Consider the following 24,254-nt stretch of genomic DNA (forward strand, 5'->3'; position numbering starts at 1 on the left):
CCCATGACGTCCACGGTGCCCAACGCCGTCGAGCACACCGACGAGCAGCAGCCGCCGATCACCATGTTCGGCCCGGACTTCCCCTACGCCTACGACGACTTCCTCGCCCACCCGGCGGGCCTCGGGCAGATACCCGCGACCGAGCACGGCACCGAGGTCGCGGTCATCGGCGGCGGCCTGTCCGGGATCGTGGCCGCGTACGAGCTGATGAAGATGGGCCTCAAGCCCGTCGTCTACGAGGCCGACCAGCTCGGCGGCCGGCTGCGCACGGTCGGCTTCGAGGGGTGCGACGACGCGCTCAACTGCGAACTGGGCGCGATGCGCTTCCCGCCGTCCTCCACCGCGCTCCAGCACTACATCGACATGGTGGGCCTGGAGACCAGGCCCTTCCCGAACCCGCTGGCCGAGGCCACGCCCTCGACCGTCGTGGACCTCAAGGGCGAGTCGCACTACGCCGAGACCGTCGACGACCTGCCGCAGGTGTACCGGGACGTCGCCGACGCCTGGAACAAGTGCCTCGAAGAGGGCGCCGACTTCTCCGACATGAACCGCGCCATGCGCGAGCGGGACGTCCCGCGTATCCGCGAGATCTGGGCGCAGCTGGTCGAGAAGCTCGACAACCAGACCTTCTACGGCTTCCTCTGTGACTCCGAGGCCTTCAAGTCCTTCCGGCACCGCGAGATCTTCGGGCAGGTCGGCTTCGGCACCGGCGGCTGGGACACCGACTTCCCGAACTCCATCCTGGAGATCCTCCGCGTCGTCTACACCGAGGCCGACGACCACCACCGTGGCATCGTCGGCGGCTCCCAGCAGCTGCCGCTGCGCCTGTGGGAGCGCGAGCCGGAGAAGATCGTCCACTGGCCGTACGGCACCTCGCTGAAGTCCCTGCACGTGGACGGCGAGCCCCGCCCGGCCGTGACCCGGCTGCACCGCACCGCCGGCAACCAGATCACCGTGACGGACGCGAACGGCGACATCCGCACCTACAAGGCGGCGATCTTCACCGCCCAGTCCTGGATGCTGCTGTCCAAGATCGCCTGCGACGACTCGCTGTTCCCGATCGACCACTGGACGGCGATCGAGCGCACCCACTACATGGAGTCCAGCAAGCTCTTCGTCCCGGTCGACCGGCCGTTCTGGCTGGACAAGGACGAGGAGACCGGCCGGGACGTCATGTCGATGACGCTCACCGACCGTATGACCCGGGGCACCTACCTGCTGGACGACGGCCCGGACAAGCCGGCCGTGATCTGCCTGTCCTACACCTGGTGCGACGACAGCCTGAAGTGGCTGCCGCTGTCCGCGAACGAGCGGATGGAGGTCATGCTGAAGTCGCTCGGCGAGATCTACCCGAAGGTCGACATCAGGAAGCACATCATCGGCAACCCGGTGACGGTCTCCTGGGAGAACGAGCCCTACTTCATGGGCGCGTTCAAGGCCAACCTGCCCGGCCACTACCGCTACCAGCGGCGCCTGTTCACCCACTTCATGCAGGACCGGCTGCCCGAGGACAAGCGCGGCATCTTCCTCGCCGGCGACGACATCTCCTGGACGGCCGGCTGGGCCGAGGGTGCGATCCAGACCGCGCTGAACGCGGTCTGGGGCGTCATGCACCACTTCGGCGGCGAGAGCGACCCGGCCAACCCCGGCCCGGGTGACCTGTACGACGAGATCGCCCCCGTGGAGCTGCCGGAAGACTGACGAGAAGAGCGAGCAAGGACCAAGGCGTGGGCGGCCGGCCTCAGACTCCGGCCGCCCGCGCCTTTTCAAACACCTCTGCGGCGACGTCCTTGAGCTCCTGCGCGTCCCGCGCGGTGCCCTGGAGGTCGACGAGGATCTCGTCCAGGCCGATGCCGGCGTACTCCACGAGGTCCTCCACGATCTGGTCGACATCGCCCTGGAAGGGTTGGCGGTCCGCCCCGTCGTACGGCTTCGCCTGGCGGCTGGTGTTCACCCGTAGCACGGTCCGGATCGGCTTCGTACGGCCCCGCTCCTCGGCCAGTTCCCGCAACTGCCGCCACTGTGCGCTCACCCCCTCCACGCCGAACCCCGCAGGCAGCCAGCCGTCGGCATGGTCGACGAGCCTGCGGAAGGCCCGCGCGTTGCTCGCCGCCAGCATCACCGGGATCGGCCGGGCGGGCTTGGGCCCGACCACGGCCGAGGCGATCCTGGTCAACTCGCCCTCGTAGACGACCGGATCCGGACCCCACACCACCCGGCACACCTCGATGATCTCGTCCAGCACCGCGCCCCGCTCCTCGAACGGCCGGACGGCCGAGGCCGCGTACTCGTCCAGGGACCAGCCGGTGCCGAAGCCCGCGATCACCCGGCCGCCGCTCGCCGCGTCCAGCGAGGCCAGAGCCTTCGCGAGCTGGAACGGCACGTGCAGCGGCGCCACCAGGACGCTGGAGCCCAGCTCCGCCCGCTCCGTGGCCGCCGCGGCCAGGGTGAGGGTGACCAGCGGGTCCGCCACGCTCCGGTACTGGTCGGGCCAGGGCAGGCCCTCGACGCCGTACAGGCCCTGCGTGGCCGGTTCGGGGAACAGGGCGCGCTCGAAGACCCACAGGCTGTCGTAGCCGATGGCCTCGGCGGCGCGTGCCACGTCCGGCACGTCCCTTCCGATGGCGTACTGGCGCATCTGGGGGAGACTGAGGCCGAGCCTGGACGCCATACCGCTGCTCCTCTGCGATCGGGTACGAACGGCTCAACGTAAGGTCACCGCAGGGGAGTTCCGGAGGCGGCGCGCGGCGACGGGTTCAGGCCACCTCAGTCGGCGAGGGGCGTGAGCAGCATCCGCCCCGCGAACCCCACCGCCGCGTCCAGCCGTTCGGTGAACTCCTCGGCCACCTCGCCGCAATGGCGCAGCGCCCACAGGGCCCGTGCCGCCACCCAGGCCGCGTCGCGGGCCCGCTCCAGGCTCCAGGAGCCCAGCAGATGGGTGAGCGGATCGGCGATCTGGAGCAGGTCGGGACCCGGCATCAGATCCTCGCGGACGCGCTCCTCCAGCGAGACGAGGAGCTCGCCCACGCGGTCGAACTCGTCCTCCACGTCGGGTGGTTCGCAGCCGAGCGTACGACAGGCGTCCACCACGGCGAGCGCGAGATCGTGCCCGATGTGCGCGTTGATGCCCGCCAGCGCGAACTGCAGCGGCCGTACCCCGGGATGGCGGCGGAGCTGGAACAGCGGACGCCAGCAGGCGGGTGCCCGGCGGTCCGCGGCCGTCGCGTCGACCGCCGCCAGGTACCGCTCGGCGAACCGTACGTCCAGCGCGATCGCCGCCCGTGGATCCGGGAACTCCCCGGCGTCCAGATGCCGGTCGACCTCCTCCGTGACGGTGAGGTAGACGCGGTTGAACACGGCGACCCCGTCCCGCTCGGGCAGGGCCGCGTCCAGGGCGCGCATCCGGGAGACGACCGCGTCGACCGGAGTGGTGAGGTGTTCCAACTGCGTCATGGGGGAAGGGTCCCAGCCCTGGGCCGACGGGCGTGCCGACCGGCCCGGTGCTTCGCCGGAACGGGGGAACGGACGGCGAGCCGCGGATGCGAGGGGGGAACGGCACGGTGTCAGGCTTACGTACCCGGCGTCTCGCCGAGCGCCGGGCCGCGCGCAGGCGCGCCGTGCGGCGCGGGGTGATGGTGGCGGCGGCCTCGGTGGTGACCCTGGTCGGGTCGGTCGCCGGGACCATCGCGGCGCTGACCGCTCCGCGAGAGGGCCCTGACGTCCGCGGATCCGTCGTGACTGATCGCACGCACGCGGCGCAAGCCGCACGTCGGACGCGGCCCCGCGCCCCTTCGGGCCACGACCGGACCCCGGGGACTGTCCCCGCCGCCCGCGCCGGGACCGTGAAGCCGGCCGCCCCCGCCGCGCCCCTCCTGTACCGCCACCCCGGCTCCCAGGTGCTGGACTGGGTCCGCGTCCACCCCGGCGATCCGCGCACCGGCGTCATCGCCGCCCGCATCGCAGGCCGGCCGGCCGCGGTGTGGTTCACCGACCCCGACCCGGACACCGTCACCGCCCGGGTGCGGGCGGTCACCGCGGAAGCGGCGGTGCGGGGCCGGGTCCCGGTGCTCGTGCCCTACGCGATCCCGGACCGGGACTGCGGCGGCGCCTCCCGGGGCGGCGCGCCGGACCTCGCGGCCTACGACACCTGGATCGACGCCTTCGCGCAGGGGCTCGGCCCGGACCAGGTGATGATCGTGCTGGAACCGGACTCCATCGCCCGGTCCGACTGCCTGCCGGAGGCCGACCGCGCGGCCAGGTTCGCCTCGCTGGCCCGTGCCGGGCGGGTGCTGAAGTCCGCCGATCCAAAGGCGCGCGTCTACTACGACGCCGGCCACTCCGGCTGGCACCCGCCGGCCGAGCAGGCCGCCCTGCTGCGCCAGGCGGGAGCGGCGGACGCCGACGGCGTCTTCAGCAACGTCTCCAACTTCCGCACCACGGCCGACGAGATCGCCTACGACCGTCAGGTCCTCGACGCGCTCGGAGGCCCCGCGAGCCTCGGCGCGGTGATCGACACCAGCCACAACGGCAACGGCGCCCCGCCGGACGGCCGGTGGTGCGACCCGGCCGGCCGGAAGCTCGGCCGGGCCCCGACCCTGGACACCGGCGAGGCCCGGATCGACGCCTATCTGTGGGTCAAGCTGCCGGGGGAGTCCGACGGCTGCCGGGGCGCGGCCGGGACGTTCACGCCGTCGTACGCCTACGAGCTGGCGCGCGGAGCCCCCTGAGCGTCGTAGCTGGACGTGCCCTCGTCCAGCAGGGGCTCCTGCTTCTTCAGATGGGCCGGCGCGAAGGCGCGCAGCGCGTGGTAGCCGGTGATGACGACCACGGTGCCGAGGGCGATGCCGCTGAGCGAGAAGGTGCTGGTGAACTTCATGCTGACGTTGCCGACGCCGATGATGATGCCCGCGGCGGCCGGCACCAGGTTCAGCGGGTTGCGCAGGTCCACCTTGGCGTGCAGCCAGATCTGGGCGCCGAGCAGGCCGATCATGCCGTAGAGGATCACGGTGATGCCGCCGAGGACACCGCCCGGGATCGCGGCCACGACCGCGCCGAACTTCGGGCAGACGCCGAAGAGCAGGGCGAAGCCGGCCGCTGCCCAGTAGGCGGCGGTGGAGTAGACGCGGGTCGCGGCCATCACGCCGATGTTCTCGGAGTAGGTGGTGTTCGGCGGGCCGCCCACCGCGGTGGACAGCACGGATGCGACGCCGTCCGCGGAGATCGCCGTACCGAGCTTGTCGTCCAGTGGGTCGCCGGTCATCTCACCGACCGCCTTGACGTGCCCCGCGTTCTCCGCGACCAGGGCGATGACGACCGGCAGCGCGACCAGGACGGCCGACCACTGGAAGGACGGCCCGTGGAAGTGCGGCAGACCGATCCAGTCGGCCTTGGAGACTCCGGAGAGGTCGAGCCGCCAGTGGTCGGTGACCTTGCCGCTCGGGCTCATGGAGTGGATCCTGCCGAAGATCCGGTCGAAGGCCCAGGAGATGCCGTACCCGAAGACCAGCCCGAGGAAGATCGCGATGCGGGACCAGAAACCGCGCAGACAGACCACGGCCAGCCCGGTGAACAGCATGACCAGCAGGGCCGTCCACTGGTCCTGGGGCCAGTAGGTGGAGGCGGTCACCGGCGCGAGGTTGAAGCCGATCAGCATGACGACCGCGCCGGTGACGATCGGCGGCATGGCCGCGTGGATGATCCGCGCGCCGAAGCGCTGCACGGCGAGGCCCACCAGGAACAGCACCGCTCCGACCACGAGGACCGCGCCGGTCACGGTGGCGCTCGTACCGCCCTGGGCGCGGATGACGGCGGCCACGCCCACGAAGGACAGGGAGCAGCCCAGATAGCTCGGAACCCGGCCGCGGGTGGCGAGCAGGAAGATCGCGGTCGCCACACCCGACATCATGATGGCGAGATTCGGGTCGAGACCCATCAGCACGGGCGCCACGAAGGACGCGCCGAACATCGCGACCACGTGCTGGGCGCCCAGGCCCACCGTGCGGGGCCAGGAGAGCCGTTCATCGGGGCGTACCACCGCTCCGGGCGCGGGCGTGCGCCCGTCACCGTGCAGTTTCCAGCGCACGCCGAGGTCCATGGTGGGGTTTCGCTTTCTTACGTACGTGAAGGGGTTCCGGACCATTGTCCGGGTACCGGCGGCCCCGCGCTCGCACGGCCCCGCGCATTCTGAGCGGTCGCTTAGTATGGATCCTCCCTCAGCCATGTTCAGGAGCCCTCCCGTGACCGCCGAAGCCCCGATCGCCCCCGCCCTGTCCTACGGCCGGCTGATCCCGGTCACCGTCCACTTCGACGACCTCGACGCCCTGGGGCTCCTGCACAACGCCCGCTACCCGCTGATGGTCGAGCGCGCCTGGACCGAGCTGTGGAATGAGCACGGCGTCCGCTTCGACGGCGACTGGCACGCGGCCGGCGACGCCTGCAATGCCGTCCGCGAGCTGCGCATCAGCTATGAGGCACCGGTGACCCGGCCCGGCACCTACGCCGTCCACCTCTGGCTGGAGCGGCTGGGCGCCACCGGCCTGACCTACGGCTTCCGGTTCTGCTCGGCCGACGGCACACAGACCTACGCCGAGGGCACCCGGGTGCTGGTCCGGCTGGACGCCACGACGCTGCGACCCGCGCCGTGGACCGACGCTTTCAGGGCCGTGGGCCGGGAACTGCTGCGGTCTGCGGACTGATCTCCTTCCGGCCGCCGCGCTCCGCCGTGCGCAGCACCCCCGCGAACACCGCGAGCCCGCACGCCAGCGCCGTCACCACGCAGAACGACATCACCAGGCTGGTCGCCTGGGCCACCCCGCCGATCAGGCTCGGCGCGATCAGCCCCGAGGTGTAGGTGATCGTCGCGACGCCGGCTATGGCCTGGCTCGGGTTCGGCCCGGCGTGCCCGGCCGCCGCGAAGCACAGCGGGACGACCACCGCGATGCCGAGTCCCATCAGCGCGAACCCGGCCATGGCGACCGCCGGATGCGCGGCGGCAACGATCAGCAGACCGCCCAGCACGGCCAGGACGCCACCGGCGCGGACGGTGCGGACCGCGCCGTACCGGTTCACCACCGCGTCCCCGGCGATCCGGGCCACCGCCATCGTCAGCACGAAGCCGGTCGTGCAGGCCGCCGCCACCCCGGCCGAGCTGTCCAGCCGGTCCCGCAGGAACACCGCCGACCAGTCCAGGCTCGCGCCCTCGGCGAACACCGCGCAGAAGCCGACCGTGCCGATCAGCAGCGCCGAGCGCGGCGGCAGCGCGAACCGCGGCGGCGGCTCCTCTTCCTCGGCGGGCTGCAGATCCAGCACCCGGGCGCAGACCGCAAGGCCGAGCACGGTGAGCACGGCAGCGGTGAGCGTGAAGTGCAGCCGGGCGTCCGAGCCGAGGTGCGCGGCGAGCGTGCCGGCCGCCGAGCCGGTCAGCGTGCCCGCGCTCCACATGCCGTGCAGCCCCGACATGACCGACCTGCCGAGCAGCCGCTCGACCTCGACACCGAGCGCGTTCATCGCCACGTCGGCCATGCCCGAGCTCGCACCGTAGGTGAACATCGCCAGGCACAGGGTGGCGAGGTTCGGCGCGAGCGACGGCAGGACCAGGGAGAGTGTCCACAGCGCGAGCAGCCCGCGCAGGGCCGTACGGCTGCCGAAGCGATGGCTGATCCGGCCCGCCAGCGGCATCGCGCACGAGGCGCCGAACGCCGTGAAGGCCAGCGCGAACCCCAGCCGGCCCGAGCTCAGCGAGGCGTGGTCCTGGATCCACGGCACGCGCGTGGCGAACGTGCCGGTCACCGCGCCGTGCACGGCGAACACGGCCGCCACGGCATACCGGGCGCGCCTCACCTCGTCACCTGCGTAGCCCACGTCACTCATGTTCCGGTACCTCCCCGAGAGTCCCCCACCGTGCCGCCGCCCCCGCCGGTACGCGCCCTGAACCATTGCGGCACTGCCCTCGGCGAGCGACTGCGACGGAGACTTCCCCGGCTTCCACGCGCCGGCGGGCGCTGCGGCGGTCGTCGCCCTGGCCGCGAGTGCGGCCTGCCGACACCTGGCCCCGCCGCGCTGGTGAACCGGTGGCCCCGGCTCTCCGTCAGCCGCCGAACCGGCGCCCCAGATACTCCTCGAACGTCGTCTTCCCCACCGCCTGTTCCGGCGTCAGCAGACCGCCCGCGCGGGCGGCGCGATAGGTCCCGCCGAACAGCGGCACCCGGGCCACCGCACGGCGCCGGCCGGTCGCGCGGAGGTAGGAGCGGGCCAGGGAGTCCAGGGTCCGCACCTCGGGGCCGCCCATGTCCGCCACCCGCCCCGCCGGACCGGCGAGCGCCAACCCGGCCAGCCGGTCCGCGACTTCGGCCACCTCCACCGGCTGGTCCGGCACCCCGGCCGGGACCAGCAGGACGGGCGCCTTGGCCAGCCCGCCCAGGACCGAGACGAGCAGGTCATGGAACTGGGTCGTGCGCAGGATGGTCCAGCCGAGCCCCGACGCCTCGATCTGCCGCTCCACTGCCAGCTTGGTCCGGTAGTAGCCGAGCGGAACCCGGTCGACCCCGACGATGGAGATGTAGACCAGATGGCCCACTCCGGCCCGCCGCGCCGCCGCGACGAGATGCTCGGCCGCCTTCTCGTCCCCGCCCCGCTGGGTGCTCGCGCAGTGCACCACGGTCTCCACACCGGCGAGCGCGGTGTCGAGCCCGCTGCCGCCCGCACGCAGATCGACGGCGTACGGCTGTGCGTGCCGGCTCAGCACCCGCACCTCGTGTCCGTCCGCCCGCAGCCGCCGCGTCACGCACTGGCCGAGCGTGCCGGTTCCGCCGGTCACCAGGATCGTGGTCATGCTGTTTCTGTCCCTCCGGACGCCGGGCACCCCCCGTCGGGGCACCCTCCTTCGGATGAGACGGCGCGGACCTCGGTGAATGTGACATGCCCCGGCTGGCCCGCCCGGCTGACGGCAGTTGGCGGCGGTCCGGCGGCGGGCAAGGGCCGTCGTCACCGCCGCCGGACCCGTCCGCACCCTAAAAGGACTAGACCAACCCGGTCAATGGCTCGGGACCAGGCCAATCGGCCCCGTCCGCCCGCCAGTTGTGCGGTCCGGTCGCGCCCCGCAAGGCCGGCGACACGCACTGTGAGGGAGCCCACACCGCACACCTGTCTGGACGGCGGCCCGGCGTGGCACACTGGCCCTGTACCAGAAGCAGCGCACTCCGGGGTCGGTGAAAGTCCGAACCGGCGGTTACAGTCCGCGACCCGGTCGCTTCCAGCGGCCGGTTGACCAGGTGAAATTCCTGGACCGACGGTTAAAGTCCGGATGGGAGGCAGTGCGCGGCGGGCGGGCATGCGTTTTCCGTGTGCGCGCCGCCGTATCTGGGCGCGTCCATATGCGGACGGGCCCGTTCCGGCGACGCCCCGGTGTGTGCTCACCCGTAGATTCTGTCGTCATCGACAGGCCCCGGAGTCCGTGCCCGAAGAGGCAGGAGGACCCGGGAAGTGTTCACCGGAATCGTCGAAGAGCTGGGTGAGGTCACCGCCGTCGAGAACCTCGGCGACGCCTCCCGCTTCCGGCTCCGTGGCCCCGTCGTGACCGAGGGCGCGCAGCACGGCGACTCCATCGCCGTGAACGGGGTCTGTCTCACCGTCGTGGAGCACGAGGACGACGAGTTCACCGCCGATGTGATGGCGGAGACCCTGAAGCGTTCCAGCCTCGGCGCACTCACCGTCGGCTCCCGCGTCAACCTCGAACGCCCCACCGCCGTCGGCACGCGCCTCGGCGGGCACATCGTGCAGGGCCATGTCGACGGCACCGGGCAGGTGCTGGCGCGCATCCCCTCCGAGAACTGGGAGATCGTCAAGATCTCGCTCCCGGCGGACCTCTCCCGCTACGTCGTCGAGAAGGGCTCCATCACCGTCGACGGCATCAGCCTCACGGTCGTGGAGGCCGGCCCGGACCACTTCACCGTCAGCCTCATCCCGACCACCCTCGATCTGACCACGCTCGGCCACAAGCAGCCCGGCGACCCGGTCAACCTCGAGGTCGACGTCATCGCCAAGTACGTCGAGCGGCTCCTCGGCGACCGCGCCCCGGGAGCCACCAAGTGAGCTGGCTGAACTCCGAGGCCTTCACCCTCTTCGGCCAGCACATCATCTGGTCGGACATGGCCGGAAACATCCTCGGCCTGATCACCCTCGCCCTCGGCTGGCGCCGCTCCCTGTGGACCTGGCCCGTGCAGTTCCTCTCCGGCCTCGTCCTCTTCGCCGCCTTCTACGGCCATCTGACCGGCAGTGCCGGCAAGCAGGTCGTCGTCATGGCCGTCGCGCTCTACGGCTGGTGGCAGTGGCAGCGCGACAAGGACCGGTCCACGGACGGCCACATCGCCCCCCGGTTCGCCACCTGGCGCGAGCGCGCGGCGATGCTCGGCGCGGCCGCCGCCGGCACGGTCGCCGTCGCCCTGCTCTTCACGGCCTACCCGTCCCTGTCCTGGGACCCCTGGCCCGACGCCTACATCTTCGTCGGCACCATCGTCGCCATGTACGCGCAGGCCAAGGGCATGGTCGAGTTCTGGATCGCCTGGCTGCTCGTCGACGTCGTCGGCGTACCCCTCAACTTCGCCAACGGCTACGCCTTCTCCGGTTTCGTCTACGTCATCTACGGCGCACTCGTCCTGTGGGGCATGCGCGACTGGTGGCTGCGCTCCCGCAGGAGCCCGCAGCCCGTCCTGGAAGGAGCGCCGGCATGACCTCGGCACCGCTGCTGTACGACACCGCCGACCTCGAGGAGTTCCGCCTCGACCCCGTCGAGCGGGCCATCGCCGACATCGCGGCCGGCCGCCCGGTCATCGTCGTGGACGACGAGGACCGGGAGAACGAGGGCGACCTCGTCGTCGCGGCCGAACACGCCACTCCCGAGATCGTCGCGTTCATGATGAGCGAGTGCCGGGGACTCATCTGCGCCCCCATGGAGCCCGAGGAGCTCGACCGGCTCCAGCTCCCCCAGATGGTCCAGGACAACACCGAGTCGATGAAGACCGCGTTCACCGTCTCCGTGGACGCCTCCGCCGCCCACGGCGTGAGCACCGGCATCTCGGCCGCCGACCGTGCCACCACGCTCCAGCTGCTGGCCGGCGGCACCGCCGAGCCCACCGACTTCGTCCGCCCCGGCCACGTCTTCCCGCTGCGCGCCAAGCCCGGCGGCGTCCTGGTCCGCAACGGCCACACCGAGGCCGCCGTCGACCTGGCCCGGCTCGCGGGCCTGCGCCCGGCCGGCGCGATCGTGGAGATCGCCGGTGAGGACGGCCGTATGCTGCGGCTGCCCGAGCTGATCCCGTTCGCCCGCAAGCACGGGCTGTCGATCATCTCCATCGAGGACCTGATCGCCTACCGCCGCGGCAGCGAGCCCACCGTCCGCCGCGAGGCCGAGACGCGCCTGCCCACCGCGCACGGCACCTTCACCGCCTACGGCTACCGGTCCACCGTCGACGGCGTGGAGCACGTCGCCCTCGTGCACGGCGAGATCGGCGCCGGCGAGGACGTCCTGGTCCGCGTCCACTCCGAATGCCTCACCGGGGACGTCTTCTCGTCCCTGCGCTGTGACTGCGGCCCCCAGCTGGACACCGCCCTGGAACGGATCCAGGCCGAGGGCAGGGGAGTGGTGGTCTACCTGCGCGGCCACGAGGGGCGCGGCATCGGCCTGCTGTCCAAGCTGCGGGCGTACGAACTCCAGGAGCAGGGCCGCGACACCCTCGACGCCAACCTGGAACTCGGGCTGCCCGCCGACGCCCGCGACTACGGCGCCGGCGCGCAGATCCTCGCCGACCTCGGTGTGCGCAGCGTCCGCCTGATGACCAACAACCCCGAGAAGACCGACGCACTCCTGCGCCACGGCCTCAGGGTCAGCAGCCGGGAGCCGATGCCGGTCCAGGCGGGCGAGCACAACCTCCGCTACCTGCGCACCAAGCGGGACCGGATGGGGCACGACCTGCCCTGGCTGGACACACCTGCCGTGTCCACCTGCGGCAACCAGTAAGCAAGCAAGACAGCACTTAGGAGAGACGTGAGCGGCAAGGGTGCACCGGAACTGTCCGTACGCAACGCGAGCGACCTCAGGGTCGCCGTCATCGCGGCGCAGTGGCACGAGAAGGTGATGGACGGTCTGGTGAACGGCGCCCTGCGCGCCCTGCACGACCTGGGGATCGACGAGCCGACCCTGATCCGGGTCCCCGGCAGCTTCGAACTGCCGGTCGCCGCCAAGGTACTGGCCGGGCGCGGCTACGACGCCGTGGTCGCCCTCGGAGTCGTCATCCGCGGCGGCACCCCCCATTTCGACTACGTGTGCCAGGGCGTCACCCAGGGCCTCACCCAGGTCAGCGTCGAGACCGGCGTCCCCGTCGGCTTCGGCGTGCTCACCTGCGACACCGAGCAGCAGGCCCTGGACCGGGCCGGCATCGAGGGCTCCACCGAGGACAAGGGCCACGAGGCGGTGACGGCCGCCGTGGCGACCGCGGCCACGCTGCGCTCAGTATCTGAACCCTGGCACTAGGGAGTCGCCCGCACCGCGTAGGGTGGGCAGCACCATGTCCAAGAAGACGTTCGAGGAGCTCTTCACCGAGCTCCAGCAGAAGGCCGCCCACGGCGATCCCGCCACCTCCCGTACCGCAGAGCTGGTGGGCAAGGGCGTGCATGCCATCGGCAAGAAGGTCGTCGAAGAGGCCGCCGAGGTCTGGATGGCCGCCGAGTACGAGGGCAAGGAGGCGGCCGCCGAGGAGATCTCGCAGCTGCTGTACCACGTCCAGGTGATGATGGTCGCCCGCGGGATCTCCCTGGACGACGTCTACGCCCACCTCTGAGCCGTACCCGCACACAGTCCCGTAGAGAACGAGCAAAGGAAGCCGACCTCATGCTGCGCATCGCCGTCCCCAACAAGGGTTCACTGTCCGGCCCTGCGGCGGAGATGCTGCATGAGGCCGGCTACCAGCAGCGCCGCGAGTCCAAGGAGCTGCGGATCGTCGACCCGGAGAACGAGGTCGAGTTCTTCTACCTCCGCCCCCGCGACATCGCGATCTACGTCGCCTCCGGCCGCCTCGACCTGGGCATCACCGGCCGCGACCTGCTGATCGACTCGGGCGCCGACGCCGAGGAGATCCTGCCGCTGGGCTTCGCCCGCTCCACCTTCCGCTTCGCCGCCAAGCCGGGCACCGCGGACGGCATCGAGGACCTGAAGGCCAAGACGGTCGCCACGTCGTACGAGGGGATCGTCGCGGGGCACCTCGCGGACAGCGGCGTCGACGCCTCCGTCGTCCACCTGGACGGCGCCGTGGAGACCGCCATCGAGCTGGGCGTCGCCGAGGTCATCGCCGACGTCGTGGAGACCGGCACCAGCCTGCGCAACGCGGGTCTGGAGGTCTTCGGTGAGCCGATCATGAAGTCCGAGGCGATCGTCATCCGCCGCACCGGCGCCGACGGCGAGGAACCGAAGGTCGAGCAGTTCCTGCGCCGCCTCCAGGGCGTCCTGGTCGCCCGGACGTACGTGATGATGGACTACGACTGCCGCGTCGAGCAGCTCGAGAAGGCCGTGGCGCTCACCCCCGGCCTGGAGTCCCCGACTGTCTCCCCGCTGCACAACGAGGGCTGGGTCGCGGTCCGCGCCATGGTCCCCGCCAAGGAGGCACAGCGGATCATGGACGACCTGTACGCCATCGGCGCCCGCGCCATCCTCACCACGGCCATCCACGCCTGCCGCCTGTAAGGGTACGCACCGCGATGTCCGATCTTCCCTCGCTTCCCGTCACCTTCCGGCCGGGCCACACCCGGGCCGTCCTGCTCACCGCCGGTGTCGCGATCTTCCTGACCATCTCCGGGGTCTCCCTGCTGCTGGAGCAGCTCGGCCCGGGGGAGCGGGCGACCTTCGTCGTCACCGGGGCGCTGATCTTCTGGGTGCTGGCCCAGCTGGCCCGGGTGAAGGTCGTCGCCGACGAGTCCGGCGTCACCGTGGTGAACGTCGCCAGCAAACGGCGCCTGGACTGGGCGGAGATCCTTCAGGTGAACCTCCGTCCGGGCGACCCGTGGGTGTTCCTCAACCTCAGCGACGGCACCAGCCTGCCCGCGCTCGGCATCCAGCCCGGCCTCGCCAAAAAGCGCGCCATCGCCGACGCGCAGGCCCTGCGCGCCCTCGCCGAAGCCCGCTCCACGGCCCGTCCGGTCGAAGATCAGGGCTGACTCGGGGGCGCCCACCCTGCCCGAGTGGCCCCTGTCTTGATTAATCTGGTGGCGGAGGCCTCTTCGCTGCGCCTCCGCCCCTGCGTGCCACCCGGTGCACAGGGGTTCCTGCTACCCGAGGAGTGACTCCCTCCAGCGATGGACGGATCGTCCTGTAGTACCTGCGCCGCCCCTGCCCGACATACCGGGAAGGCGGTGGCAGCGTGACCACCCCCCTGCTGCTCCTCGGAGCGGCTTTCCTGCTGATCCTCGCCAACGGCTTCTTCGTGGCCGCGGAATTCGGCCTGGTGACCGTCGAGCCGACGGACGCCGAGAAGGCCGCCGCCGACGGAGACAAACGCGCCCGCAGGGTCGCGGAGTCGCTGAAGGAGCTGTCCTTCCAGCTCTCCGGCACCCAGCTCGGCATCACCATCACCTCCCTGGTCGTCGGCATGCTCGCCGAACCGGCCCTGGCCCGGCTGCTGCACGGCCCGTTCGCCGCGCTCGGCATCCCGGGCGGCGCCGTCTCCGGTGTCGCCGTGGTCGTCGGCATGCTGCTGGCCTCCGCGATCCAGATGGTGATCGGCGAACTCGTGCCCAAGAACTGGGCGGTGTCCAAGCCGCTGCAGGTCGCGCGGTTCGTGGCCGGCCCGCAGCACCACTTCTCCCGCCTGTTCCGCCCGGTGATCGCCGCGCTCAACACGGTCGCCAACCGGCTGGTGCGCGCGCTCGGCGTCGAGCCCGCCGACGAACTGGCCTCCGCCCGCACCCCGGGCGAACTGGTCTCCCTGGCCCGGCACTCCGCCCGGGCCGGCGCCCTGGAACAGGACACGGCCGACCTGTTCGTCCGCACCCTGTCCCTGGGCGAGCTGACCGCGCAGCACGTCATGACCCCGCGCGTGAAGGTCAGCGCCCTGCAGGACACGGCCACCGCCGAGGACGTCGTCAACCTCACCCGGGCCACCGGTCTGTCCCGCTTCCCCGTCTACCGGGAGAAGATCGACGAGATCGTCGGCATGGCCCATCTCAAGGACGCGCTGGCGGTCTGCGTGCACGACCGGCTGCGCACCCCGGTCAGCCGTATCGCCCGCAAGGCGCTGCTGGTCCCGGAGACCCTGCCCGTGCAGCCCCTGCTCGCCCGGCTGCGCTCCGAGCAGCCGATCGCGGTCGTCGTCGACGAGTACGGCGGTACGGCCGGCGTGGTCACCCTGGAGGACATCGTCGAGGAACTCGTCGGCGAGGTCCGCGACGAGCACGACGCCAAGGACGTGCCCGAGCTGCTCCCGGCCCCGCCCGAGGACGGCAAACCCGCCTGGGACGTGGACGGCAGCTGCCGCGTGGACATCCTGCTGCGCATAGGCCTGGACGTGCCCGAGGGACCGTACGAGACGGTGGCCGGACTGGTCGCCGACCTGCTCGGCCGGATCCCGGCCCCCGGCGACCGCGCCGAACTGCCCGGCTGGCGGATCTCGGTCCGCCAGGTCGGCCACTACCGCGCCGAACGGGTCCGCCTGGTCAGGACGGTTCCGGCGGTGAACATGATGGAGGCCGTCCGATGAGCGTCCTCCAGCTGGTCTTCGCCGCGCTGCTCGTGCTCGCCAACGGCTTCTTCGTCGGCGCCGAGTTCGCGCTGGTCTCCGTACGCCGCAGCCAGATCGAACCGCTCGGCACCGCCCGCGCCCGCCAGGTGCTGTACGGCCTGGAGCGGCTGCCGCAGATGATGGCCGCGGCCCAGTTCGGCATCACCGTCTGCTCCCTGACACTGGGCGCGGTGGCCGAGCCGACGGTGGCGCGTCTGCTGGAACCGGCGTTCGAGGCGGTGCATCTGCCCGACGGCGTGATCCATCCGCTCGGGTATGTGATCGCGTTGGCCGCGGTGGTCTTCTTCCACCTGGTCATCGGCGAGATGGTGCCGAAGAACCTGGCGATGGCCGCCCCCGAGAAGGCGGCGCTCTGGCTGAGCCCCGGCCTGGTCTGCTTCTCCCGCCTGTGCAAGCCGATCACGGTGTCCCTCGGCGCCTGCGCCCAGGCCATCCTGCGCCTCTTCCGGGTCGAGCCCAAGGACGAGGTGGAGGCCGTGGTCACCAGCGAGCAGCTCAACCGCCTGCTGGAGGACTCCGGCCAGGCGGGCCTGCTCGGCCCCGAGGAGCGGGAACGCCTGGAGGACGCGCTGGAACTGGGCTCCCGCCCGGTGACGGACGTCCTGCTGCGCCGGGAGTCCCTGGTCACGGTGAACCCGGCGATCACCCCGGGACAGATCGTCGAGCTCACGGCCCGCACGGGGTACTCCCGCTTCCCGGTCGCCGCGACGGACAAGGGCCCCTTCATGGGGTACGTCCACGTCAAGGACGTCCTGGACCTGGAGGACTCCGACCGTGCGGTGCCTCAGCACGTGTGGCGCCCGATGGCGACCCTGCGGGCCGAGCTGCCCCTCGACGACGCGCTGACGGTCATGCGCCGAGCGGCCACACACTTGGCCCAGGTGGCGGACGCCTCCGGCAGGGTGCTGGGTCTGGTGGCTCTGGAGGACGTTCTCGAGATGCTGGTGGGCGAGGTGCGGGATCCGGCGCACCGGGAGATGCGGGACGTGAGGCTGGCGGAGCCGAGGGTGAGTGGGGAGCCGGAGGAAGCGCTCGCCTGAGAGCCCGGTCGGTGGCGGGGCGCTTCACATACCCGAGGGATCATGCGGCCCCCGCCCCGACAGCACCTCCCCGTACGCCTGCATCAGGTCGGCCAACCGCAGCGTCGCCAGGTCCTCCCGGGACAGGGACCCCGCATACGTCGACAGCCGAAGATCCCGGTACGCACAGCTCTTCTCGTACAGCGTCCGCAGGAACCGCCCGTTCCCCAGCTCGTCGATCCAGCCCTGATCGACCACGTGCCCGGCGATCGAGCGCAGCTCCTCCAGCGCCTCGTCGTCCCAGACGTCCCTGTTCTCCCGCGCGAGCACCTTGCCGATCTCGGTGAGTTCCAGCGGCCGGTAGGAGGGGAAGTCGACCCGGGTCGTGAAGCGGGACGACAGCCCGGGGTTCGCCGCCAGCAGCCGGTCCATGCCTTCCGGATAGCCGGCGAGGATCACCACCAGATGGTCCCGGTTGTCTTCAGCCCGCTTCAGCAGCACCTGCAAGGCCTCGTCGCCGTACGCGTCGCCCTTGCCGTAACCGGAGTTGGACAACGAGTACGCCTCGTCCACGAACAGCACCCCACCGATCGCGGAGTCGATCAGCTCGTTGGCCTTCACGGCCGTCTGCCCGAGGTACTCGCCGACCAGGTCCGCCCGCTGGGCCTCGACCAGGTGGTCACCGCCGAGCAGCCCGAGGGCGTAGAAGACCCGGCCGAGGATCCGGGCCACCGTCGTCTTACCGGTCCCCGACGGCCCCGAGAAGACGAAGTGCCGTTTCGGCGGCTGCACCGGCAGTCCCTGCCCGGCCCGCAGCCGGGCCATGTTCAACTGTGCCGACAGCGCCTTGACCTGGCGTTTCACCGGCTCCAGCCCCACCATGCGCTCCAGCTCGGCGAGCGCCTCCTCGAGCAGGGCGGGATCGGTCGGCCCTGCTGGGATCGGCGAGGACGAGACCCCCGTCTTCAACCGCACCGCCGGATCGGTCACCGACGGCAGGGGACCCGTCGGCAGATCCGGCTCCGGCAGCCGCAGATCGCGGCCGTCGCTGCCGAAGACGGGGTCGTACCCGTCCGGGCCGTCCACGCTGTCCTGTCCGGCACCCGTCAGGGTGATCGCGGCGAGGTCGGCGGTGTCGTCGTACCCGTCGCCCTCGGCGATCGCCGCGAGCCGCGCCGAGGTGTCCATGAACGCCGGGTCGACGCGGTGCACGGCCCGGTAGAGGGGGAGCGCTGCGGCGCTGCGGCCCGTGCCCTCGTGCGCCCGGGCCAGCCAGTAGCGCAGCTCCTTGCGCTGCGGCTGCTCACTGCGGCAGCGCATCAGCGCAGCCGACAGCAGCGGTTCGGCCTGGCCGTACATCTCCAGCCGGACCCGGGCCATGCCGCCGAACAGGCCGGCCTCGATGCCGAGCATGGGATCGTCCAGCAGTGGGTCGGTGTGCCGTACCAGCTGGTCCCAGTCCTTCACCAGATAGGCACGGCAGGCGTGCAGGAAACGGACCTGGGGATCGGCGTCGACCGGGGGCAGTCCGGCGAGGGCGCGGTCCAGCTCGGGCACGTGCCGGCCGTCCAGCCAGTGCGAGGCGTGCGCCAGCAGCAGATCGCGCGGGCTCTCCAGCACCGGTTGCACCCACCAGCCCAGCCAGTACCAGGAGTTGAGGGTGCGGCGGTGCCGGGCGCGCTGTTCGCCGAAGCGGTCGCGGTGCCGGAACATCCTGAGCAGCGCGGTCGTCGTGTCGATCCGCAGCGCGTGCAGCCCGAGCCAGCCGTCCGCCATCCCGGGGTCCATCCGCACCGCGGTGCGGAACTCCTCCTCCGCCTGCGGATAGGCGCCCATGGTGTAGGCGTCCACCCCTCGCAGCCAGGCCAGGTCGGCCGGGGCCTCGGGGCCCTGCGTGCCGAAGTCCATCCCGTCCCCCCACAGACCGTGCCCCCGTGGTTCACCACCGGGCAGTCGCCCGACGGCCGCCGCGCATCGAACCGCCGTGCCCCGGACCGGAGTTACCGGTGCGCGAGGCAGCCGCGAAGGTCGCACCGAGGGCATCGTACCCGCGCGCGGACCGCGTGCCGAAGGGTGCCGCGCAGGCCGTTTGACGAGGTGGGAGCAGACGGGGCGCACACGGTTTCGTGACCGAGGGTGAGCGGGTCGGTGCGCCGGGAGGGCGGAAAAGCGTCCGCGGGCAGAACGAAGCCCCCGATCACGGGGGAACAACCGGGGGCTTCGCGTCTGTGGGCGGCTCCGAAGGGCCGCACATTGAGAACGTAAGACCTGTACGACCCCCGGGTCAAGCCGAGTTGAAGCCTTCGGGGAAGTTCCTCCGGACGGGTCTTCACACCTTCACCACAACGCGGACGGTCTGTCACTCTGGGTCATGCTTTGGTGCGGCCCAGAGGTTGACCCAGGCCCCGGCAGTACCTCATACCCCTCTGATGTCTGGTGCACCAGAAGATCCGCATGGGGGCGCGAGGGGTCCACGGCGAAGTGCGCGCGCTCCGCCGCCACCCAGCCGTCCCAGAACTCCCGCTGCTCCGCCCCGTCCCGCAGCCGGCCGCGCGTCCAGGACTCCTCCGGGGGCAGCTCCATCCACAGCAACAGGGCCAGGTGGGGCCGCAGCGCCCGACGGCCCGCGCCGACACCCTCGACCAGGACCACGGGCGCCGCCGGCAGCGGGCGGGGCGCGGTGAACGTACGGGCCCGCCAGTCGTACGGCGTGTAGTGCGCGCTCTCGCCGCGGGCGAGCGGCCGGATCACCTGCGTCGTGAGCCGGTCGGTCCACTCGAAGAGCTGCTCGTGGCTGGCGATGTCGTCCAGGTGCAGTACCGGAGCCCCGCCGAGCGCCGCGGCCAGGTGCCCTGCGAAGGTGGACTTTCCCGAGCCGGCGTGCCCGTCGACGCCGATCAGCCGGACCGGCCCGATGGAGGGGGGAAGCCCGCGCAGCCGGGCGGCGAGGTCGAGAATGATGGTTCCCCGGTGTGGGTCGGAGTGGACGGTTTTCCGGAAACAGTCTAGTAGCGGCCCCTGGCCGGCCGGACCGCCGAGGCCGCCGCACCGGAAAAGGTCGGGGTTTGAATCATCGGCTGGCAGCCAGCCAATGGCCCGGATAAACATTTGCGAATCCCCTGACCGATATGTCGAATTCGGCGTTCCGGCTGTGCCCGGAGCTGAGTAGGGTGCCTCCAGCGCAACCGGTGTGCGTCGTACGGGGACTGGCAGGGGGACATGGCCGCGGGGCTATTCGAAGGACACTATGTGTGGCATCCGGCGGCCGACGACCGTGTCCTGGCGAGCGTATGCGTCGATGTGCGCGCCGGACGTTATCGATACGCGTACGAGGCCCTCGCCGAGACGCGTTCCGACTTCGCCCTGCGCGCCCACCGCTCGCTGGTCCTCGCCTCCGAGGCGGCCGGCACCGATCTGGTCGAGCGCTGGCTCGCCGAGGAGCCGACGCCCGAGGCGGCACTGATGTGGGCCCGGGTCGCGGTGCAGCGTGCGCTGCGGGCCGCCGACGCGCGCGACGAGCGCGCCGAGGCACTGGAGCGGATCGCGCTGACCGCCTGCGACCGGGCCGCCGCCCTGGCCCCCGAGGATCCCACGCCCTGGGTCGCCAAGCTCGCCATGGCCCGGCTGCACCGGCTGCGCGACCCCGCCCCGCAGGGCCTGCTCACCGCCCCGCCCGGCCCCTGGCGGCTGTTCGCCCACATCCTGTCCCTGGACCCCTGGCACCGTGAGGGCCACCACCGCTTCCTGTCGTGCTTCTTCACGCGCCACGGCGGTTCGGTCAACGCGGCCTGGGACGTGGCCGCCTTCCTCAGCCAACGGGCGCCCGCCGACTCCGCCCTCCGGCTGCTGCCGCTGGTCGCCCTGGTGGAGAGCTACAACCCCACGCAACTGCTCGCCGACCGGGTCTGGGAACAGCCGCAGTGGCGTGCCACCGCGCTGGCGATCTACCACCACTGGCTGCCGGCGGTCTCGGATTACCGCTTCACGCCGGTGCTCGACCTGGCCTACCTCGCGCATGCGCTCGTGATGGCCCAGCGCGAGTTCGAGGCGCGGGCGGTGTTCACGGCGATGGGCCCGTACGCCTCGCGCATGCCGTGGAGCGCCTTCGGCGACCCCGCCGAACAGCTCTCCCGGGCCCGGCGCACCTGCGGTCTGCCCGTCCCGCGACCCGACTGACCCTCTTCGTTCGTCCCTGCTCCCCATCGAGAGAAAGGCCGATCTGTGTCGGAACGGATGCCGACCCCACGGGCGAAGGCCCGCGCGGGAGAAGACCCGGTCGCGCTCGACGACGACGCGACCCTGCACGCGATGGGTTATCCGCGGAAACTCACCCGACGCTTCCAGGCGTTCGACAATTTCGCGATCTCCTTCACCATCATCAATATCCTCTCAGGTATTTTCTCGTCCTTCGGATTCGGTATGAATGCGGGCGGCCCCCGCATTCTCGTGTTCGGCTGGATCGGCGTCTGCGTCATGGTGCTGCTCATCGGCGCGGCCATGGCGGAAGTCGCCTCGGCCTATCCGACGAGCGGCGCGCTGTATTTCTCCGCCGGTAAACTTGCAAAGCGGCACAAGGGTGCCTGGTCCTGGTACACGGGCTGGCTGAACTTCGTCGGCCAGATCGGCGGGACCGCCGCCACCGGCTACGCGGCCGCCACCTTCATCCAGGCCTTCATCCAGCTGCAGTGGCCCTCCTACCAGCCGACCACGCACCAGACAGTGCTGATCACAGCCTTGATCATCGTCGTGCAGGGCCTCGCCAACACCTACACCGTCCAGCTCGTCGCCGTGCTGAACCGTATTTCCGTGTGGTGGCTGCTGATCGGACTCGTGGTGATCGTGGGCGCACTCATAGTGATGCCCGATCATCATCAGCCGGTGTCCTTCGTGACGCATTTCGAGAACAACACCGGCTTCACGAGCGGGCTTTACGGGGGCATGCTCGGCCTGCTGGTCACCAGCTGGACGTTCACCGGGTTCGACGGCAGCTTCCACATGTCCGAGGAAACGGTCCGCGCGACGGTCAACGCGCCCAAGGGGATCACCCGCGCCATCGGCTATTCGGCGATCACCGGTCTCATCCTGATGCTGGCACTGGTCTACAGCATTGGCGACTACGCCAAGGAAGCCGGTTCCGGGGCGCCGCCGGTCCAGATTCTCATCGACGGCCTCGGGCTGGGCGCCGCCAAGATCATGCTCCTCATCATCATCGGCGCCATGCTCTTCTGCGGTCTCGCCAACCTCACCAGCAACACCCGGCAGATCTTCGCCTTCTCCCGCGACGGAGCCATGCCCGGCTCCCGCTGGTGGCACTCGGTCTCGCCGCGCACCCGTACGCCCGTGAAGGCGGTGTGGCTCGCGGTGGTCTGCTCGGTGGCCCTGGTCGTGCCCGGCTGGTGGTCCCACACCGCCTTCACCGCCATCGTCAGCGTCAATGTGGTCGGTCTCTTCCTCGCCTATGCCGTGCCGATCTTCCTGCGGCTGCGGCTCGGCGGCGGGTTCCAGCCGGGGCCCTGGCACCTGGGCCGCTGGGGCCGGCCGGTCGGCTGGCTCGCGGTGATCTGGATCGTGCTCAGCAGCGTCCTGTTCATGCTGCCGCAGGCCTCGCCGATCACCGCCGACACCTTCAACTACGCGCCGATCGCGCTCGCGGTCGTGCTGGTCGTGGCGACGGTGTGGTGGTTCGCCACGGCCCGCCGCCGCTTCCAGGGGCCGGTCAGCTACGGCCGCCCCGACGAGGTCGCGGCGATGGATCTCGTCTGACGCCGAGCCGTTCGAAGAGGCGTGCAGCCCGGATCGTTGCGGGGAACCGGGCGGCTGCCGGCCAGTGGTGGGCCGGTCGCGCAGTTCCCCGCGCCCCTCAGAAGGCTGCAGGGCCGGTCGGTTGCGGGAGGCCTCCTCCACTGGACGGGAGGCGGCCTCCACTGGACGAGACCAATATTCATGGCGCGCGCATGCGCCGAAGTGCTGGCAGGGGCATGCCCGCTGCTTCATAGTTGGCGCACACGTGCAGCAGACCAGCCCCGACCCGGACACCTGGGGGAATCGCGCCCATGAACAGAGCCCGACAGCCGTCCCGCAGAACCGTCCTGACCGCCGCCGTCGCCGCAGCGGTGGCCGGCGGAACGGCCCCCGCCGCTGCCGCTGCCGACGATCCCGGCCGCCCGCAGGCCCGCCCGATCGACTACCACGCCTGGACCACGTACCGCGAGTGGCGCCTCGGCGCCGCCCAGGGCGTCCGGACCGTCGCCGGTTCCCGCCCCGGCGTCGTGATCGGCGCCCCCGCCGGCCGCAGCGACTACACCGACCCGCACACCGGCACCACCGCCACCTGGGAGTACGCCACCTGGACCGCCCCGGTCCACCAGCTCACCGTCCCGGCCACCGAGCTCGTCGCCTCCTGGAACGCCCACACCCCCGACGGCACCTGGCTCCAGGTCGAACTGCAGGGCACGTACTCCGACGGCACCGGGACCCCCTGGTACGTGATGGGCCGCTGGGCGTCCGGTGACCAGGACATCAAGCGGACCTCGGTGGACGGCCAGACCGACGGCAGGAGCAGTATCTCGACCGACACCTTCGCCATCGACGACGCGAGCACCGGCCTGCGTCTGGCGTCGTACCGGCTGCGCCTCACCCTGTACCGCAAGCCCGGCACACGTCTGACCCCCACCGTGTGGCGGCTCGGCGCCATGGGCTCCGACATCCCCGACCGCTTCACCGTCCCCGCCTCCGCCCCCGGCCTGGCCCGGGAACTGGCCGTCCCGCGCTACTCGCAGGAGATCCACAAAGGCCAGTACCCGGAGTACGACAACGGCGGCGAGGCCTGGTGCAGCCCCACCTCCTCGCAGATGATCATCGAGTACTGGGGCGGCCGGCTCACCCCCGAGCAGCTGTCCTGGGTCGACCCCTCCTATGCCGACCCGCAGGTCGACCACGCCGCCCGCTTCACCTACGACTACCAGTACGAGGGCTGCGGCAACTGGCCGTTCAACGCCGCCTACGCGGCCACGTTCAGGGACCTCCAGGGTGTGGTCACGCGGCTCACCTCGCTCACCGACCTGGAGACGCTGATCGCGGCCGGCATCCCGGCCATGACGTCACAGTCGTTCCTGAAGACGGAGCTGACCGGCGCCGGCTACGGCACCGCCGGCCATCTGATGACCGTGATCGGGTTCACGGCGGACGGTGACGTGATCGCCAATGACCCCGCCTCGGCGAACGACGACGCGGTGCGGCGGGTCTATCTGCGCCGGGAGTTCGAGAACGTCTGGCTCAGGACGAAGCGGTACAACGCCTCGGGCAAGGTCGTCTCCGGCTCCGGCGGGGTCTGCTACCTCTACTTCCCGGCCCACCCTAGCCCGCGCCGGCGCAAGGCGCTCGCGGCGGTGGGCGTGCGCTGACCCGACCCCTGTGAGCAACGTCTCCGCCGCAAACGCCGTCACGGGTGGCA

At 71.3% G+C, this 24,254-nt stretch carries 22 protein-coding genes and 1 riboswitch; of the genes, 15 read left to right on the forward strand and 7 right to left on the reverse strand.

Features of this window, described 5'->3' with window-relative positions:
- The first annotated feature begins 3 nt into the window (after nt 1–3).
- Entirely contained in the window at nt 4–1,701 is a 1,698-nt protein-coding gene (locus ABZ624_RS28790) for an NAD(P)/FAD-dependent oxidoreductase (RefSeq protein ID WP_360095035.1), read from the forward strand.
- Nucleotides 1,702–1,741: 40 nt separating this feature from the next.
- Here ABZ624_RS28790 and ABZ624_RS28795 read toward each other — a convergent pair whose 3' ends face one another.
- Nucleotides 1,742–2,671 (reverse strand): LLM class F420-dependent oxidoreductase, encoded by a 930-nt coding sequence (locus tag ABZ624_RS28795; RefSeq protein WP_360095038.1) that lies wholly within the window; start codon nt 2,669–2,671, stop codon nt 1,742–1,744.
- 95 nt (nt 2,672–2,766) lie between these two features.
- The gene (locus ABZ624_RS28800) at nt 2,767–3,453 is read right to left on the reverse strand and encodes a DUF5995 family protein (protein WP_360095041.1); all 687 of its coding nucleotides are present in this window, start codon (nt 3,451–3,453) and stop codon (nt 2,767–2,769) included.
- Between the two features lie 179 nt (nt 3,454–3,632).
- Here ABZ624_RS28800 and ABZ624_RS28805 point away from each other — a divergent pair, with 179 nt between their 5' ends.
- Complete coding sequence (locus tag ABZ624_RS28805) at nt 3,633–4,727, forward strand: glycoside hydrolase family 6 protein (RefSeq protein WP_360095245.1); 1,095 nt, start codon at nt 3,633–3,635, stop codon at nt 4,725–4,727.
- On the opposite strand, the gene ABZ624_RS28810 is transcribed toward ABZ624_RS28805, so the two are convergent.
- Nucleotides 4,700–6,094 carry a solute carrier family 23 protein gene (locus ABZ624_RS28810; RefSeq protein ID WP_360095044.1) on the reverse strand — a complete coding sequence of 465 codons (1,395 nt, stop codon included), beginning with the start codon at nt 6,092–6,094 and terminating at the stop codon, nt 4,700–4,702. The two genes, ABZ624_RS28805 and ABZ624_RS28810, sit on opposite strands and share 28 nt — an antisense overlap.
- 142 nt (nt 6,095–6,236) lie before the next feature.
- Here ABZ624_RS28810 and ABZ624_RS28815 point away from each other — a divergent pair, with 142 nt between their 5' ends.
- Nucleotides 6,237–6,695: a thioesterase family protein gene (locus tag ABZ624_RS28815; protein ID WP_360095047.1), complete on the forward strand. Its 459-nt coding sequence runs from the start codon at nt 6,237–6,239 to the stop codon at nt 6,693–6,695.
- Here ABZ624_RS28815 and ABZ624_RS28820 read toward each other — a convergent pair.
- Both ABZ624_RS28820 and ABZ624_RS28825 read right to left on the reverse strand, forming a co-directional pair.
- Nucleotides 6,655–7,869: an MFS transporter gene (locus ABZ624_RS28820; RefSeq protein WP_360095050.1), complete on the reverse strand. Its 1,215-nt coding sequence runs from the start codon at nt 7,867–7,869 to the stop codon at nt 6,655–6,657. The genes ABZ624_RS28815 and ABZ624_RS28820 overlap by 41 nt on opposite strands.
- 217 nt (nt 7,870–8,086) lie before the next feature.
- On the reverse strand, nt 8,087–8,830 hold the full coding sequence (locus ABZ624_RS28825; RefSeq protein WP_360095053.1) for an NAD(P)H-binding protein: 744 nt from the start codon (nt 8,828–8,830) through the stop codon (nt 8,087–8,089).
- Between the two features lie 358 nt (nt 8,831–9,188).
- Nucleotides 9,189–9,319: riboswitch (FMN riboswitch) on the forward strand.
- A gap of 161 nt (nt 9,320–9,480) precedes the next feature.
- Here ABZ624_RS28825 and ABZ624_RS28830 point away from each other — a divergent pair.
- From ABZ624_RS28830 to ABZ624_RS28870, 9 genes are all read left to right on the forward strand, one after another.
- Nucleotides 9,481–10,089, forward strand: a complete 609-nt coding sequence (locus tag ABZ624_RS28830; protein WP_360095056.1) for a riboflavin synthase — start codon at nt 9,481–9,483, stop codon at nt 10,087–10,089.
- Nucleotides 10,086–10,727 (forward strand): nicotinamide mononucleotide transporter family protein, encoded by a 642-nt coding sequence (locus tag ABZ624_RS28835; protein WP_360095059.1) that lies wholly within the window; start codon nt 10,086–10,088, stop codon nt 10,725–10,727. Before ABZ624_RS28830 ends, ABZ624_RS28835 begins: the two co-directional genes overlap by 4 nt.
- Entirely contained in the window at nt 10,724–12,013 is a 1,290-nt protein-coding gene (locus ABZ624_RS28840; RefSeq protein ID WP_360095062.1) for a bifunctional 3,4-dihydroxy-2-butanone-4-phosphate synthase/GTP cyclohydrolase II, read from the forward strand. The genes ABZ624_RS28835 and ABZ624_RS28840 overlap by 4 nt, the downstream gene beginning before the upstream one ends.
- 27 nt (nt 12,014–12,040) lie before the next feature.
- Entirely contained in the window at nt 12,041–12,526 is a 486-nt protein-coding gene (ribH, locus tag ABZ624_RS28845) for a 6,7-dimethyl-8-ribityllumazine synthase (RefSeq protein WP_360095065.1), read from the forward strand.
- A gap of 34 nt (nt 12,527–12,560) precedes the next feature.
- Entirely contained in the window at nt 12,561–12,833 is a 273-nt protein-coding gene (locus ABZ624_RS28850) for a phosphoribosyl-ATP diphosphatase (RefSeq protein ID WP_023552153.1), read from the forward strand.
- 50 nt (nt 12,834–12,883) lie between these two features.
- Nucleotides 12,884–13,732, forward strand: a complete 849-nt coding sequence (gene hisG, locus ABZ624_RS28855) for an ATP phosphoribosyltransferase (protein WP_360095068.1) — start codon at nt 12,884–12,886, stop codon at nt 13,730–13,732.
- Between the two features lie 14 nt (nt 13,733–13,746).
- Nucleotides 13,747–14,202: a PH domain-containing protein gene (locus tag ABZ624_RS28860; protein WP_360095071.1), complete on the forward strand. Its 456-nt coding sequence runs from the start codon at nt 13,747–13,749 to the stop codon at nt 14,200–14,202.
- Between the two features lie 203 nt (nt 14,203–14,405).
- Nucleotides 14,406–15,740: a hemolysin family protein gene (locus ABZ624_RS28865; RefSeq protein ID WP_360095074.1), complete on the forward strand. Its 1,335-nt coding sequence runs from the start codon at nt 14,406–14,408 to the stop codon at nt 15,738–15,740.
- Nucleotides 15,737–16,822 (forward strand): hemolysin family protein, encoded by a 1,086-nt coding sequence (locus tag ABZ624_RS28870; RefSeq protein ID WP_360095077.1) that lies wholly within the window; start codon nt 15,737–15,739, stop codon nt 16,820–16,822. Before ABZ624_RS28865 ends, ABZ624_RS28870 begins: the two co-directional genes overlap by 4 nt.
- A gap of 24 nt (nt 16,823–16,846) precedes the next feature.
- On the opposite strand, the gene ABZ624_RS28875 is transcribed toward ABZ624_RS28870, so the two are convergent.
- Both ABZ624_RS28875 and ABZ624_RS28880 read right to left on the reverse strand, forming a co-directional pair.
- Complete coding sequence (locus ABZ624_RS28875; protein ID WP_360095080.1) at nt 16,847–18,709, reverse strand: AAA family ATPase; 1,863 nt, start codon at nt 18,707–18,709, stop codon at nt 16,847–16,849.
- Nucleotides 18,710–19,138: 429 nt separating this feature from the next.
- The gene (locus tag ABZ624_RS28880; RefSeq protein WP_360095248.1) at nt 19,139–19,759 is read right to left on the reverse strand and encodes a hypothetical protein; all 621 of its coding nucleotides are present in this window, start codon (nt 19,757–19,759) and stop codon (nt 19,139–19,141) included.
- Nucleotides 19,760–20,020: 261 nt separating this feature from the next.
- Here ABZ624_RS28880 and ABZ624_RS28885 point away from each other — a divergent pair, with 261 nt between their 5' ends.
- The 3 genes from ABZ624_RS28885 to ABZ624_RS28895 all read left to right on the forward strand — a co-directional run bounded on the left by ABZ624_RS28885 (nt 20,021) and on the right by ABZ624_RS28895 (nt 24,204).
- Nucleotides 20,021–20,977: a hypothetical protein gene (locus ABZ624_RS28885; protein ID WP_360095083.1), complete on the forward strand. Its 957-nt coding sequence runs from the start codon at nt 20,021–20,023 to the stop codon at nt 20,975–20,977.
- Between the two features lie 57 nt (nt 20,978–21,034).
- Entirely contained in the window at nt 21,035–22,564 is a 1,530-nt protein-coding gene (locus tag ABZ624_RS28890) for an amino acid permease (RefSeq protein ID WP_360095086.1), read from the forward strand.
- A gap of 290 nt (nt 22,565–22,854) precedes the next feature.
- Nucleotides 22,855–24,204: a peptidase C39 family protein gene (locus tag ABZ624_RS28895; RefSeq protein ID WP_360095089.1), complete on the forward strand. Its 1,350-nt coding sequence runs from the start codon at nt 22,855–22,857 to the stop codon at nt 24,202–24,204.
- Nucleotides 24,205–24,254 lie beyond the last annotated feature (50 nt).

Origin of the sequence: Streptomyces sp. NPDC007205 (assembly GCF_040634095.1) — a bacterium.
GTDB lineage: Bacteria > Actinomycetota > Actinomycetes > Streptomycetales > Streptomycetaceae > Streptomyces.

Bases quoted from the DNA above. Each gene is read 5' to 3' on its own strand.
- ABZ624_RS28825 (WP_360095053.1), bottom strand. From the start codon at position 8,830: ATGACCACGATCCTGGTGACCGGCGGAACCGGCACGCTCGGCCAGTGC.
- ABZ624_RS28860 (WP_360095071.1), top strand. From the start codon at position 13,747: ATGTCCGATCTTCCCTCGCTTCCCGTCACCTTCCGGCCGGGCCACACC.
- ABZ624_RS28820 (WP_360095050.1), bottom strand. From the start codon at position 7,869: ATGAGTGACGTGGGCTACGCAGGTGACGAGGTGAGGCGCGCCCGGTAT.
- ABZ624_RS28895 (WP_360095089.1), top strand. From the start codon at position 22,855: ATGAACAGAGCCCGACAGCCGTCCCGCAGAACCGTCCTGACCGCCGCC.
- ABZ624_RS28885 (WP_360095083.1), top strand. From the start codon at position 20,021: ATGGCCGCGGGGCTATTCGAAGGACACTATGTGTGGCATCCGGCGGCC.
- ABZ624_RS28875 (WP_360095080.1), bottom strand. From the start codon at position 18,709: ATGGACTTCGGCACGCAGGGCCCCGAGGCCCCGGCCGACCTGGCCTGG.
- ABZ624_RS28870 (WP_360095077.1), top strand. From the start codon at position 15,737: ATGAGCGTCCTCCAGCTGGTCTTCGCCGCGCTGCTCGTGCTCGCCAAC.
- ABZ624_RS28790 (WP_360095035.1), top strand. From the start codon at position 4: ATGACGTCCACGGTGCCCAACGCCGTCGAGCACACCGACGAGCAGCAG.
- ABZ624_RS28810 (WP_360095044.1), bottom strand. From the start codon at position 6,094: ATGGACCTCGGCGTGCGCTGGAAACTGCACGGTGACGGGCGCACGCCC.
- ABZ624_RS28800 (WP_360095041.1), bottom strand. From the start codon at position 3,453: ATGACGCAGTTGGAACACCTCACCACTCCGGTCGACGCGGTCGTCTCC.
- ABZ624_RS28795 (WP_360095038.1), bottom strand. From the start codon at position 2,671: ATGGCGTCCAGGCTCGGCCTCAGTCTCCCCCAGATGCGCCAGTACGCC.
- hisG (WP_360095068.1), top strand. From the start codon at position 12,884: ATGCTGCGCATCGCCGTCCCCAACAAGGGTTCACTGTCCGGCCCTGCG.
- ABZ624_RS28840 (WP_360095062.1), top strand. From the start codon at position 10,724: ATGACCTCGGCACCGCTGCTGTACGACACCGCCGACCTCGAGGAGTTC.
- ABZ624_RS28850 (WP_023552153.1), top strand. From the start codon at position 12,561: ATGTCCAAGAAGACGTTCGAGGAGCTCTTCACCGAGCTCCAGCAGAAG.
- ABZ624_RS28805 (WP_360095245.1), top strand. From the start codon at position 3,633: ATGGTGGCGGCGGCCTCGGTGGTGACCCTGGTCGGGTCGGTCGCCGGG.
- ABZ624_RS28890 (WP_360095086.1), top strand. From the start codon at position 21,035: ATGCCGACCCCACGGGCGAAGGCCCGCGCGGGAGAAGACCCGGTCGCG.